Origin of the sequence: Peptoniphilus sp. (assembly GCF_022767005.1) — a bacterium.
Taxonomy (GTDB): Bacteria; Bacillota; Clostridia; order Tissierellales; family Peptoniphilaceae; genus Peptoniphilus_A.
The window spans coordinates 1-13,319 of sequence record NZ_JALEOV010000048.1 but is presented as its reverse complement, the minus strand read 5'-3'; the positions used below and the strand labels follow the sequence as shown (position 1 = coordinate 13,319).

Below are 13,319 nucleotides of genomic sequence, written 5' to 3'. Positions count from 1 at the left end.
ACCATTCCATTTTTCCCAAAAATCACTCTTCTCGTTGAAGGGTGAGGATAATCATTATAATCAAAATTCATTTTTTACCTCAAATATTCTATAACAAATAAAATTTGTAGCTTCCAACTTATATTATTTAACTAAAGATAATTCTATAATTAATCGTAAAATAATTCAACTTTTACATATTTACAAAAGAATAAATAATTAATAAAAAAAGTGATGAACAAAATAGAATTCTATTTTGTAACATCACTTTTAATCTTTAAGAGTTAGTAATAAGGAAGTTAATTCCCTAAAAAATTTAATTTTATGATAATACTACTGCGCCAATAACTCCACCAATAACTAAGAATACGTCAAAAGCTATAAATGTTGGAACGCAAGTGTCCCAAATGTGATCATGCTGACCATCCGCATTAAGTCCTGAAGTAGGTCCCATAGTTGAATCTGAAGCTGGTGAACCTGCATCTCCAAGAGCTGCCGCTATACCTATTAATAAAATAATAGCTGCCTTGCTAAATCCTAATTGTTGTGCTAATGGAACATAAATTGCAGCAACTACAGGAATAGTTCCAAAGGAAGTACCTATTCCCATTGTAATTACAAGGCCAATTGCTAAAAGAACAATTGCTGAAACTACAAGAGATGCACCATCCATTAGTGCAGCTGTATCATTTACCAAGTGAACTACTGCGCCTGATGTATTAAGAACATTTGCATATCCGCCTGCAATTAACATTACAAAAGCAATAAATGCCATTAAATCAAGTCCACCATCGACCATTTCGTCAATCTCTTTCCATTTAATAGAGCGAGTGATTAGCAAGAAAATAATACCAACTAAAGCCGAGAATGGTAAGTTAGTTGTTATAATTTGTACAATAAGCATTGCAAGAGCTGCTACAAGAGCACCCCAAGCTTGTGGTGTCATGTGAACTTCTGCATCTAGCGGAACAACACCTGGAATTTCTACGTCTTTATATTCTCTGTCCTTTCCATAGAGAACAAATACAACAAAGATTAAACCAATTAACATTGAAAGTCCACCAATCCACATTACCTTTTGTGTGTCTGCCACAGTTGTAGGCATGCCTGCATCTGTCATATTTGACGCGATGATTTTGTGGAATATAAGTCCAAAACCTGCTGGGATAGAAATATAAGGTGCTTTTAATCCAAAGCAAAGAGCTGAGGCAACAGCACGTCTATCAATCTTTAACTTATTCATAAGTCCTAGAAGTGGTGGAATTAGAATAGGTATAAAGGAAATATGCACTGGTAAAAGGTTTTGAGAAAAAATAGATATAAATGCTATCAAGAAAATTAAATAAAATTTGTTTTTTCCTACAATTTTAGAAACTTTTTGAGCAAGTATAGTTATAAGTCCTGATTTACCAATTGCATAAGCAAACATACCAATTAATATATAGGCAAGCGCTGTTTCTGCCATTGAACCCATGCCGCCGATGATAGTTGATATAATTCCTTCGCCTTCAGTGCCAAATCCTGGCAAATTACCTAAAATATTTGCTTGCCAAGTTCCTTGTTCAAAAACCCATATTGGCATTCCTGCAACAAGACCTGCAACAAGACCTGCAACAAGTAAAGAAAGTAGTACATTTAATTTAAACATACATAGTACTACAAGTAGTAATACGGATACTACTACGGGGTTAAATAATAACATATTATTCCTCCTTAGTGAAAACATTTTCTCTATTATCTCATAATAATGCACTTTTGTCAATACGCTTATCTAATATTATAAAAAATATTCTATGCTAATAAGGGCGTGTGAAATTTATTTACTATGATAATTCGTTATTTGATATGCTGTTCATAGTATTAATAACTTTTGTTGTGAACTATAAATCATTCCTTTCTATGCATTAATATATCTTCGTAATAAATTTAATATACACAATTATTAATAATAAACTTTCTTAAAACTTTGTTTTATAAAACTTTACTAATTTTATTAAGTTCATTTCAAATACTCAAGAAAACTAAAAAAAAAAGACAAGATTTACTCTCGTCTTTAAAACTTAAATATTTAGGAAATAAAAACTATTTCTTTTTATTTTTACGACTTATTCTATTAGAAATTTTCATTTCTTTTTTAAATTTCTTGAGATTTTGTTTGTATTCCCAAGCATCGTAAATTTTTATCTTTTTATTGTGTTTGTGAGCTAGTTCAAAAACTCTTTCTTTGTCTTCTTCAGAAAAGAAAAATCTTTTTGTAACGTCTCCCTTTGTGAAATACAAAAGTACCAACTTAGGCTGTTCATGTTTTTTCTCATAAGTAATTGCTTCAATTTCTGACCAATCCCAAACATTGTAGGTCTTTGTAATCTTCATATCTGTATACATCTCAAGACCTTTGGCACTTGCTGCCACATATCTTTTAGTTAGTAATGATAAAAGTAGAAGCGCCGCAAGAACAACTGTAAGCTTATACTTTGTGAAAATACCTAACAAAATCAAAATAGAAGTGATTATGTAGGCATATTTTTCAGAAAACTTTTTTCTAGGATTCACATATACATATTTAATTGCTTCGCTGTCATCATCCCAAGGTAATTTTATATCTGACACATAATCACTTCTTTCTAAATTTTTAATTTATTAATTTTTATTAGTTAATTAAGCTGCAACCTTTGGTGCTTTTCCTTCAGCTCTTAATTTCTCAAGTTGAGAAACAGCATATTCATGTGCTTCTTCAGGTGCTGCAGCAGCTTTCTTCATAACAGTTTTGCCAAATACATTTGTGTAAGCACCGTCAGCCCAGAATATATTTCTGCCTGCAAATGCAGTTATGCAAGCATAAATTGGATTTAGTAGGTTAACAAATGCAAACGGGAAGTATACAAATGGATTCATTCCAAGTACACCACTTTGGTAAGCTCCACAAGCTGTCCAAGGGAACATACATGCCCAAAGTGTACCAGCATCTTCAAGTGTTCTTGAAAGCATATTTCTTGCAAGTCCAAGTTCATCATATTTGTCATCATAAAGTGGAGCAGGAACGCCAATTCCTAAGAATTGATCACACATTGCTGCATCACAGAAAATTGATGTAAGCATTGTAGCGAAAACAAGTCCACCAACAGAGTTGATTTTATGTTTAATATTTCCAAAAATTCTTTCAACAGAACCGCATTTTTCAAGAGCACCACCAAAGGATACTGCAAGTAAAATTAGGTTAATTGTCCACATTTGATTGTCCATACCACCCTTAGCAAGAGCTGCGTCTACAAATTCATTTCCAGTTTCAATTTCTGGTCCATAGTGAAGTACGCCAAATAATTCAGCTAAATTATATCCACCTTGGAAAATAACTGCAAATAATACACCAGTTGCTACTGAAATAAGAACTCCAGGAAGTCCGGGAACTCTTAGGATACATACTACAACAATTACGACTATTGGTAGAAGTACAAGTGGGTTTAAATTAAAGTTAGCTGCAAGCGCTTCTTCAATGCCTTGTGCAATTGTAGAGTCATAATTTACAACATTAATTCTTGATCCAAGAATTGCATAAATAATAAGTGAAATTAAAAACACAGGTCCCGTAGTAGAAACCATTGCTGTTACGTGATCAAATAATCCAGTATTTGAAACACCTGCTGCAAGGTTTGTAGTATCAGATAGTGGAGAGAATTTATCTCCAACATAAGCTCCTGAAATAACCATACCTGCTGTAAGTGCAGGGCTAATTCCAAGTCCAACACCAATTGTCATAAAGGCAATACCTATTGTTCCTGTTGCTGTCCATGATGAACCACAAGCAAGACCAACTATTGCTATAAGGATACATCCTACAGGTAAAAATGTTTGTGGTGTAAGTAATTTCAAACCATAATAAATAACTGCTGGGATAGTTCCTGAAATCATGAAAGATGAAATCAATAGACCTACTGTAAGTAGAATTAAAATTGCTTCAAGAGTAGCTGTAAGTCTTTCGATCATACCTTCCAACATATCAGAAAAACTATGTCCGCACGCTGCTCCAACTCCACATGCAACTACAATTGCAATGACTAATGGCATATGAGCTCCGTCATAAACGCCACCAGAAAAGTTGAAAACATATACCATTAAACAAACCATTGTTATTATTGGTAAAAATGCTCCAATAAAACTAGGAAGTCTAACAGCTTTTTGACCTTCGTTCTTCATATAATAACCTCCTCGAAATATCATTTAGCATATTAATTTTGTATAAAAATTTTTAATATGCCTACGATACAATTTTGAAAATTTTTGTATCGTTGAAAATGTTTTCTAAGTGAATTTTAACTCTGATTAATAAACAAGTCAATCAATTAATTAAAAAAACGGCATAATTACTAAAAAAAATACAATTTATTAATATCGTTACATGATAACTCATTACCATATGCAATAATTTTGTTTGTGAAAAATTGTTTTATTTACGTTCCCTAACGCTTTGATTAAAAGTATTAAATAATTGAATTTTTATAATGATTTTTGAGAAAATAAAATTTCAGACAACATATTTATAAATTTTAGAAAAATTTGAATTTCTATCTTATTAAATGAAAAATGCAAGTAGAATTTTCCACCTGCATTTTATAAATTATACTTCTACAAGAATTATTTAACTAATTTTCTATCTTCTACTACAAGTTCTCCATCTATATAAACTTGTTTACACAAATTTGTCGCAAAGAAGTAAAGTGTATAGTCAATATTATGAGCATCAAAAATTGTTATATTTGCTCTCTTTCCCTTGTCAAAAGAGCCAATAGTCTTTGCTCTATCAACTGAATATGCAGCATTAATAGTTACTGCGTTAAATACTTCAATTGGAGTTAATTTCATTTCTAGGCAACCAAGTTGCATAATGAATTGTAAATTTGCCGTAGGACAAGATCCTGGATTTGAGTCTGTACAAAGTGTAATAGCCATTCCCTTGTCGAGCATTTTTCTTGCTGGAGCATAAGTGTCAAGCATTAGTGAGAAAGTTGTTCCTGGAAGCAAGTTTCCAATTACATTTGCTTTTGAAAGTGTTTCAATTTCTTTTTCATCTACTACCATTAAATGTTCAGCAGAAACAGCTCCAACTTTTGCAGCAACATCTACTCCACCAATATTTTCAATTTCATCAGAGTGAATTCTTAATTTAAAACCTTGTTTTTTTGCAGCTTCTAAAATTCTTTCAGATTGCTTAGCAGTGAATACTCCCTTTTCACAAAATACATCACAAAATTCTGCAAGATTTCTTTTTGCAACTTCTGGCATCATGTCTATTACAACGTCAACATATTCGTCAGAATTGTCTTTATATTTTTCATGAATTACGTGAGCTGCCATAAAAGTTCTCACAAGTTCTATTGGGAAGTCTTTGTTTAGCTTTTCAAGAACTTCAAGTTCTTTGAGCTCAGTTTCAAGAGTAATTCCATATCCACTTTTTGCTTCAACAGTAGTTACTCCGTGAACTAGCATATGTTCAAGTAAGTCTCTTGTCTTGTCATAAAGTTCATCAAAACTTGCAGATTCAGTTGCCTTTAATGTAGAAAGAATACCACCACCTGCTTCAAGAATTTCAAGATATTCCATTCCATTAAGCTTCATTGCAAATTCATTTTCACGACTTCCGCCATATACTAAGTGAGTGTGAGCGTCAATAAGGCCTGGAGTTGCAACTTTTCCTGTAAGATCAATTATTTCCGTATTGTCGTCTTTTAGTTTCTCGTAACCATTACCTTCGCCAACTTCTAAGATTTTCCCATCTTTAATTGCAATATATGCATTTTCCAAAATGTCAGCTTCATTCATTTCTTCGCCTCTTAAAGGTCTACCAATATCCCTAGGTGAAAAAATTTGATCTAGATTAATTAATAATTTATCCGCTTTCATAAATCCTCCTTTATTCTACAAACATCGTATTTTTATTATACCCTAGTTAATTTTAAAATAAAGAAAAAACTGTATTTTTAAATTTTATAAATTTTGGTATATAAGACATTTCTATATTAATGGTTTTTATTGTGATTTTATGGAAAATCAATTTTATTTATCTTAACCACTTGCAAAGGTTTTATCTCTGATTTAGTTTGATAAATTTGTCAATCATTAATCTAGTTTTTAATTACCTTATATTCCTTAAATAATGAGTTTCTCTATTTTAATTAATTTTACCAAATTATTTTTATTTTTTTAGGAAATTAATTTCCCTTTGTATTTACATTTTAAAAATTTTAATTTATAATGTCTAATAAATGGAGGTTGATAAAAGTGATAAATAATCATAACGCAGAAGTTCAAAAGATTATGAAGGTACAAATTACAAACCTTCCAGAAAAAAAATCTTTTGAACAAGGAATTAGAAGAGCTCCTGATAGAGGATTTAGACTTTCAAAGGAACAAACTAAAATTGCCCTTAGAAATGCCCTAAGATATATCCCAGAAGAATATCACGAAGAACTAATTCCTGAATTTTTAGAAGAACTTACTACTAGAGGAAGAATCTACGGATACAGATTTAGACCAGAAGGAAGAATTTACGGTAAACCAATTGACGAATACAAGGGAAATTGCTTAGCTGGAAAAGCTTTCCAAGTAATGATTGATAACAACCTAGACTTTGATGTTGCCCTTTATCCATACGAACTTGTTACTTATGGAGAAACTGGTTCAGTTTGTCACGACTGGATGCAATATAATTTAATTAAGCAATATCTTGAAATTATGCACGATGACGAAACTCTTGTAATGGAATCTGGTCACCCACTTGGACTATTTAAATCAAGAAAAAATTCCCCAAGAGTTATAATCACTAATGGACTTATGGTTGGTGAATATGACAATCTTGACGATTGGGAAATCGCAGAAGAAATGGGCGTTGCTAACTACGGACAAATGACTGCTGGTGGTTGGATGTACATTGGACCACAAGGTATTGTTCACGGAACTTACAACACTATATTAAACGCTGGTAGACTAAAATTAGGACTAAGCGAAAAAGATAACTTGGCTGGAAAATTATTTGTTTCATCTGGACTTGGTGGAATGAGTGGTGCTCAAGGTAAAGCTGGAGACATCGCTGGTGCTGTTTCTATAATAGCTGAAGTTGACATTTCAAGAATAGAAACTAGACTTGAACAAGGATGGATTAAGAAGCTCGCTGAATCTCCTGAAGAAGCTTGCGAACTTGCTAAAGCCGCTCTTGAAAAGAAAGAAGCTCTTTCAATTGCCTTCCACGGAAATATCGTTGATCTTCTTCACTATATGGATAAAAATAACATCCACATTGACCTACTTTCTGACCAAACTTCTTGCCATAATGTATACAATGGCGGATATTGTCCAGTAGGTATTACTTTTGAAGAAAGAACTGAATTATTAAGAACTGACATCAAAAAATTCCGTGAACTTGTTGATAAGACTCTTAAAGAACACTTTGAAGTTATTAAAAATCTTACTGATAAGGGAACTTACTTCTTCGATTATGGTAACTCTTTCTTAAAAGCTATTTACGATTCTGGGGTTAAAGAAATTTCTAAAAATGGCAAAGACGACAAAGACGGATTCATTTGGCCTTCTTATGTAGAAGACATTATGGGACCACTTCTATTTGACTATGGATATGGACCATTTAGATGGGTTTGCCTAAGTGGTAAACACGAAGACTTAATTGCAACTGACCACGCTGCAATGGAATGTATAGATAAAGACAGAAGATATCAAGATATGGATAACTACATCTGGATTAGAGATGCTGAAAAGAACCAATTAGTAGTTGGAACTCAAGCAAGAATCCTTTACCAAGATGCTAAGGGTAGAGTTGACATTGCTCTTAAATTCAACGAACTTGTTAGAGAAGGAAAAATTGGTCCTGTTATGATGGGTCGTGACCACCACGATGTATCTGGTACAGACTCTCCATTTAGAGAAACTTCTAATATCAAAGACGGTTCAAATGTAATGGCTGACATGGCTACTCAATGTTTTGCAGGAAACTGTGCTAGAGGTATGTCACTTGTTGCTCTTCACAACGGTGGTGGAGTTGGTATTGGTAAAGCAATCAATGGTGGATTTGGTCTAGTTCTTGACGGATCTGAAATGGTTGACGAAATCATCAAGCTTTCACTTACTTGGGACGTAATGAGTGGTGTTGCTAGACGTAACTGGGCTAGAAATGATCACGCAATCGAAGTAACTAAAGAATTTAATAAAGACAATAAATACGGACACATTACAATTCCTTATCTTGTAAAAGATGAATTGATTGACAATGCTGTTGACGCACTTAACATTGACTAAATTTAAATAAAAATTGCCCTGCTTACCATGATATGCAGGGCTTTTTTCATTTTATTTTATATAATTTATAGTTTTAATGTTTATATTCTAATCCTTAGAGTTTTTTTTATATAATCGTCATAAAGGGGTGAGCTATGAAAAATTATTATTTTAAAGAAAAGATTTTTAAAATTACAGATCACTATGCCATATTAGATGATGATGGCAATACAGCCTATTATGTGGATCAAGACTTTAAACTTTTGGGATATAAATCAACTATTTCTGACAAAAATAAAAAACTTATTTTAACAATTGATAAAGAAATTTTTAGTCTATTTCAAAAATTTAATGTTAATTTCATAGATGGAAAATATATGCGTGTTGAATCTAGGCTAAGTTTTTTTACTAGAAAAATTGATATAGACTATAATGGTGAGGACCTTACATTAAGGGGCAAACTATTAGATATGAATTTTGAAATTTTTAAGTATAATAATTTAATTGCCGAAATTGAAAAAACTTTTTTCGCCATGACTGATACTTATATGCTTACAGTTCATGATGAAAATTATACAGAAGCTCTACTAGGTCTCACACTATGTCTAAATAATATCAAAGACACCAATAACTCTAGGGCTAATAATTAAAAGCACTTTATTAAAAAATTTAACTGTACATAGAATTTTAAATAAAATATTAACAAAATACCCTTCCCACTATTTTCTTTAGTAAGAAGGGTGCTTTGTTTTACAAAAATTTTTTATCATTTAACTTTTTTTATTTTTTCAATTATTTCTCTCACATTTTTTTCTACTTCATTTTCATTTACAGAAAAAATCCCCTTAGACATACAAAGTCCGGGTATATTTACTCCCTTAAAGAAATCTAAATTTTCTTTAGTGATTCCTCCAATTGGAAATACTGGAATTAAAACTGATTCTTTTATTTCCATTAATCTCTCTAAATTAATTTTAGTAACATCTTTCTTTGTTTCTGTTTCAAAAAAAGCTCCCGTTCCAATATAAGATGCTCCCATATTTTCTGCTTCAATTGCAAGTTCCACTGTCTTTGCAGTTGCACCAATTATTTCATCTCTTCCCAACACTTCTCTTGCAATACAAATTTTTTCATCATCTTGACCTAGATGAAGGGAAGTCCCATATTTTTTTGCAAGATTTAAATTGTCGTTTAAGACAAAAAGACATTTATCTCCTATCTCACTTTTAATGTTTTTTATTTTTTCGGCAAGAATTTTTTCGTCAGCACACTTGTCTCTCAATTGGAAAATCTCCATGCCACCGTCAACTGCCCTTTTAATTTTTAATAATTCATCTCCCTCTGATATTCCATATAAAGTTGGATTTTTAAATTTATAAGAAGGATTTATTACGTCAATCTCTCCACTTATTTCCTCAAGGCTTTGCATATTTTTTATAATATCTAAGGCATTTATGCTTTTATCTTTTATGGTTTTTCTTGCAATTTGTCTTAAAAAAATCGCCGAAAGAGCACAAGCCTTTAAATTTGAAAAAGGTGCAGCCAAAAGAGAGGCAATCATCGCAGATTCAATATCTCCAATGCCAGTAATTTTTTTCAAATTTTCATTGCCACCGGGAATTGAAAGGACTATGTGAGAATTTGCTATTATCTCGTATTTTCCACTAATTGCAACTGTCGATCCAGTAGACTTGTTTAATTCTTTTGCTAGATGTATAAAATCCTCTTTAGAAAAATTTTCATCTTTAGAATCTACGCCAGTTAACTTTTCTCCCTTCACCAAATAATTTATTTCATTAAAATTTCCCCTAATTACATTAAATTTGAAATTTTCAAGGAGATATTTTGCCAAATCACGCCTTACTTTGCTAGATGCCACTCCAACGGGATCAAAAACTATGGGAATTTTATTTTCCTTTGCGACTTTTGCAGAAATTTTTATTGCTTCAATTTTATCTTCATTTAACATTCCCATGTTTAACACAAGTGCGGAAGATTTTTGTGTAATCTCTGCAACTTCTTTAGAATATTCCGCCATCATTGGACTTGCACCAACGGCAAGGGCAAAGTCAGCCACCCTTTCTCTTGTTACGCTATTGGAAATAATGTGAACTAAGGGCGAATTGCTCTTTAATTTTTTTAAATTAGCGTTAGTTTTCATTTTTATCACTCAATTTATACATATGATACAGTGGTCCTCTTCCCTTTCCTATATCAAAACCAAAGGCAATAGCGCCAGTTAAATAATTCTTTGCTGAAGTAACTGCTTCCAATAGGCTTTTACCAGCACTGAGCTCACAGGCAATGGCACTTGAAAGAGTGCATCCAGTTCCATGAGTGTTTTTATTAGAAATATTTTTTCCTTCTATGACAAAAATTCCATCATCATAACATAAAACATCGTCCTTTGAATCTTTGAGATGCCCTCCCTTTATAAGTATTGCACTACCATATTTTTCATATAAAAAGTTTGCCACCTCTTTCATCTCGTCAAGATTTTCAACTCTTTTACCATAAATTATTCCTGCTTCAATTAGGTTTGGCGTGATCAAAGCTGCTTTGTCAAATAAAATCTCTTTCATTTTCTCAACAGTATCATCTGGCACGAGGGTAAATCCACTTGTAGATGTGATAACTGGGTCTAAAACAAGAGGAACGTTTTTTAAAGATTTTTCCGCAAACTCAGTTATTACTTCAACTTGTTCTGGATTTGCCACCATTCCAACTTTTACTGCATCTGGCAAAATATCTTCGCAAATAGATTTGAGCTGCATAAATAACATTTCCCTTCCCACAGCAAGTGAAGACTGTACACCCATTGTATTTTGCGCAGTAATTGCTGTAATTGCACTCATGCCATAGTATCCGTAGCTAGTAATAGTCTTTAAATCTGCTTGAATACCTGCTCCACCACTGGAATCAGAACCAGCTATTGTGAGAATTTTTTTAATTTCCATTTATATTCCTTTCAAAATTAAAATATTCGCCAAGCACTGTATTTTTTATGCTCAAAATAATTATCATTGCAATAATTGATCCACCTATTGTACTAATAGAGAAAGGAATTACAAATCCAAAAATTGCCATTTCCTTTCCTAGGATAAATTTTGCAACTGGATAAGCAATTAGTGCGCCAATTACTCCTGTGCCAATTACTTCACCTAAAAAGGCAAGAGAAAGTTTTCTAGTCTTGTAAAACAAAATTCCTGCAAAAAAAGCTCCCACCATTGAGCCAGGAAATGCCATTAATGATCCTGTTCCGGAAATATTTCTTATAAGCGAAATGCAAAATGCAACTAGAACTGAATAGACTGGTACTAAAAAAACAACAGACAAAACATTTACCATATGCTGAATTGGATAGCACTTTGCTAGTCCAATTGGAATATTTACAAAGGAAAAAACAACTCCAATGGCAACAAAAAGAGCTGCCACTGTCAACTTCTTAACATTAGATTTCATATTAACCTCCTAAAAGCTTATGACAGAGCAGCTACAATCCCTACGTTGGCATTATCCAAATCAGGTAACGGTCGAAACTAATAGTTTCCTCTCAGCCTGTCAACAAGCTCCCTTTTATTTTAAGTTTTAAATATTACGACTAACTATTGATTATAAATTAAAATTCTATTTTTATATCTTTGCCCGACAAAATTAAATTCATATTTCTCGCAGAACACATTGAGCCACACATAGTACAAGTATTTTCTTCTTCTGGGATTGAGGAAGCTCTGTACTCTCTCGGCTTAACTTTATCAAGGGCAATGTCAAACATTCCTTCCCAATCAATTTTTTGTCGCCTCTTACTCATTTCCAAATCCCACTTTCTTGCATCTTTAATTTTATTAATATCTCCTGCATGAGCGGCAATTTTGCAAGCTACAATTCCTTCTCGCACATCATTTACATTAGGAAGCCTCAAGTGTTCAGCAGGTGTTACATAGCACAAAAAATCCGCACCATGAGCTGCTGCAATTGCACCGCCAATAGCTGATGTAATGTGGTCGTAGCCAGGTGCTACATCTGTAACAAGAGGTCCCAAAACATAAAAAGGAGCATTGTGGCAAAGTTTCTTTTGAAGCTTTACATTCATTTCAATATCACCTATTGGAACATGTCCAGGTCCTTCAATAATTACTTGCACATCTTTTGCCCAAGCTCTTTTAGTAAGCTCCCCTAAAGTTATTAATTCTGATATTTGAGATGGATCTGTTGCATCTTGAATGCCTCCCGGTCTTAATGAATCTCCAAGAGAAAGAGTTACGTCATACTCTCTACAAATTTCCAACAACTCGTCGTAATATTCGTAAAAAGGATTTTCTCTATCATTCATCTTCATCCAACCAAATAAAAGAGAGCCACCGCGAGAAACTATTTCATTTACACGTCTATTTCTCATAAAAATGTCCGAATTTGCACGATTTATCCCTGCGTGAATTGTAACGAAGTCCACTCCATTTTCAGCATGATTTCTAACAACTTCTAAAAATTCTTCAGCCTTAATAAAGGAAAGTCCCTTGTCTAAAAATCCAACTGCATCGTACATGGGTACTGTACCTATCATTGCAGTAGATCTATCAATTAATTTTTTTCTAAACTCTTGAGTCTTTCCATAATTTGAAAGATCCATTATAGATTCTGCACCCATTGATAAAGCCATATCTACTTTTTTCATTTCCATGTCAATGTCATTTAAGTCCTTTGAAATGCCTAAGTTGACATTTATCTTTGTCCTAAGCCCAGTTCCTATGCCTTCAGGTGAAATTGATTTGTGATTTTTGTTTCTAGGAATGACAATTTCCCCGCAGGCAATTTTCTCCAGCAAATATTCGCAAGATACATTTTCCTTTTCTGCAACAATCTTCATTTCTTCTGTAACATAACCATTTTTTGTCGCTTCCATTTGAGTAGCATATTTCATAAATAAAAAAACCTCCTATAAAATTATAGGAGTAGAATTACTTTTCCCTGTCAAGGCATTATCCTAACAGGTAGAATGGTCGAGTCTTAACTCCTCTCAGCAATTTGCTCCCATAAGTTTAATTATTAAATTATTA

10 protein-coding genes and 2 riboswitches are annotated in these 13,319 nt (G+C 32.8%); of the genes, 2 read left to right on the top strand and 8 right to left on the bottom strand.

Features of this window, described 5'->3' with window-relative positions; translation table 11 throughout:
* Window positions 1–301 precede the first annotated feature (301 nt).
* From MR285_RS03870 to hutI, 4 genes are all read right to left on the bottom strand, one after another.
* Window positions 302–1,681: a Na+/H+ antiporter NhaC family protein gene (locus MR285_RS03870; RefSeq protein ID WP_293558212.1), complete on the bottom strand. Its 1,380-nt coding sequence runs from the start codon at window positions 1,679–1,681 to the stop codon at window positions 302–304.
* Between the two features lie 380 nt (window positions 1,682–2,061).
* Window positions 2,062–2,589 (bottom strand): hypothetical protein, encoded by a 528-nt coding sequence (locus tag MR285_RS03865; protein WP_293558210.1) that lies wholly within the window; start codon window positions 2,587–2,589, stop codon window positions 2,062–2,064.
* Window positions 2,590–2,637: 48 nt separating this feature from the next.
* Complete coding sequence (nhaC, locus tag MR285_RS03860) at window positions 2,638–4,173, bottom strand: Na+/H+ antiporter NhaC (RefSeq protein ID WP_293558208.1); 1,536 nt, start codon at window positions 4,171–4,173, stop codon at window positions 2,638–2,640.
* A 438-nt stretch (window positions 4,174–4,611) separates the two neighbouring features.
* Complete coding sequence (hutI, locus tag MR285_RS03855; protein ID WP_293558206.1) at window positions 4,612–5,877, bottom strand: imidazolonepropionase; 1,266 nt, start codon at window positions 5,875–5,877, stop codon at window positions 4,612–4,614.
* A gap of 378 nt (window positions 5,878–6,255) precedes the next feature.
* Between hutI and MR285_RS03850 the strand changes: the two genes are divergently transcribed.
* Together MR285_RS03850 and MR285_RS03845 are read left to right on the top strand one after the other, a co-directional pair.
* Window positions 6,256–8,283 carry a urocanate hydratase gene (locus MR285_RS03850; RefSeq protein WP_293558205.1) on the top strand — a complete coding sequence of 676 codons (2,028 nt, stop codon included), beginning with the start codon at window positions 6,256–6,258 and terminating at the stop codon, window positions 8,281–8,283.
* 134 nt (window positions 8,284–8,417) lie between these two features.
* Window positions 8,418–8,912: an LURP-one-related family protein gene (locus MR285_RS03845; protein ID WP_293558203.1), complete on the top strand. Its 495-nt coding sequence runs from the start codon at window positions 8,418–8,420 to the stop codon at window positions 8,910–8,912.
* A 116-nt stretch (window positions 8,913–9,028) separates the two neighbouring features.
* On the opposite strand, the gene MR285_RS03840 is transcribed toward MR285_RS03845, so the two are convergent.
* The 4 genes from MR285_RS03840 to thiC form a co-directional block, all read right to left on the bottom strand.
* Window positions 9,029–10,423 (bottom strand): hydroxyethylthiazole kinase, encoded by a 1,395-nt coding sequence (locus tag MR285_RS03840; RefSeq protein ID WP_293558201.1) that lies wholly within the window; start codon window positions 10,421–10,423, stop codon window positions 9,029–9,031.
* Complete coding sequence (gene thiD / locus MR285_RS03835) at window positions 10,413–11,219, bottom strand: bifunctional hydroxymethylpyrimidine kinase/phosphomethylpyrimidine kinase (protein ID WP_293558199.1); 807 nt, start codon at window positions 11,217–11,219, stop codon at window positions 10,413–10,415. The genes MR285_RS03840 and thiD overlap by 11 nt, the downstream gene beginning before the upstream one ends.
* On the bottom strand, window positions 11,209–11,724 hold the full coding sequence (gene thiW, locus MR285_RS03830) for an energy coupling factor transporter S component ThiW (protein ID WP_293558197.1): 516 nt from the start codon (window positions 11,722–11,724) through the stop codon (window positions 11,209–11,211). The genes thiD and thiW overlap by 11 nt, the downstream gene beginning before the upstream one ends.
* A gap of 20 nt (window positions 11,725–11,744) precedes the next feature.
* A riboswitch (TPP riboswitch) is annotated at window positions 11,745–11,848 on the bottom strand.
* A gap of 33 nt (window positions 11,849–11,881) precedes the next feature.
* Window positions 11,882–13,183: a phosphomethylpyrimidine synthase ThiC gene (gene thiC / locus MR285_RS03825; protein ID WP_293558195.1), complete on the bottom strand. Its 1,302-nt coding sequence runs from the start codon at window positions 13,181–13,183 to the stop codon at window positions 11,882–11,884.
* A gap of 26 nt (window positions 13,184–13,209) precedes the next feature.
* Window positions 13,210–13,307, bottom strand: a riboswitch (TPP riboswitch).
* Between the last annotated feature and the right edge of the window lie 12 nt (window positions 13,308–13,319).

Excerpts from the sequence above, each read along its gene's own strand:
- MR285_RS03840 (WP_293558201.1), bottom strand. The coding sequence starts at position 10,423 with ATGAAAACTAACGCTAATTTAAAAAAATTAAAGAGCAATTCGCCCTTA.
- hutI (WP_293558206.1), bottom strand. The coding sequence starts at position 5,877 with ATGAAAGCGGATAAATTATTAATTAATCTAGATCAAATTTTTTCACCT.
- MR285_RS03845 (WP_293558203.1), top strand. The coding sequence starts at position 8,418 with ATGAAAAATTATTATTTTAAAGAAAAGATTTTTAAAATTACAGATCAC.
- thiC (WP_293558195.1), bottom strand. The coding sequence starts at position 13,183 with ATGAAATATGCTACTCAAATGGAAGCGACAAAAAATGGTTATGTTACA.
- thiW (WP_293558197.1), bottom strand. The coding sequence starts at position 11,724 with ATGAAATCTAATGTTAAGAAGTTGACAGTGGCAGCTCTTTTTGTTGCC.
- nhaC (WP_293558208.1), bottom strand. The coding sequence starts at position 4,173 with ATGAAGAACGAAGGTCAAAAAGCTGTTAGACTTCCTAGTTTTATTGGA.
- MR285_RS03870 (WP_293558212.1), bottom strand. The coding sequence starts at position 1,681 with ATGTTATTATTTAACCCCGTAGTAGTATCCGTATTACTACTTGTAGTA.
- thiD (WP_293558199.1), bottom strand. The coding sequence starts at position 11,219 with ATGGAAATTAAAAAAATTCTCACAATAGCTGGTTCTGATTCCAGTGGT.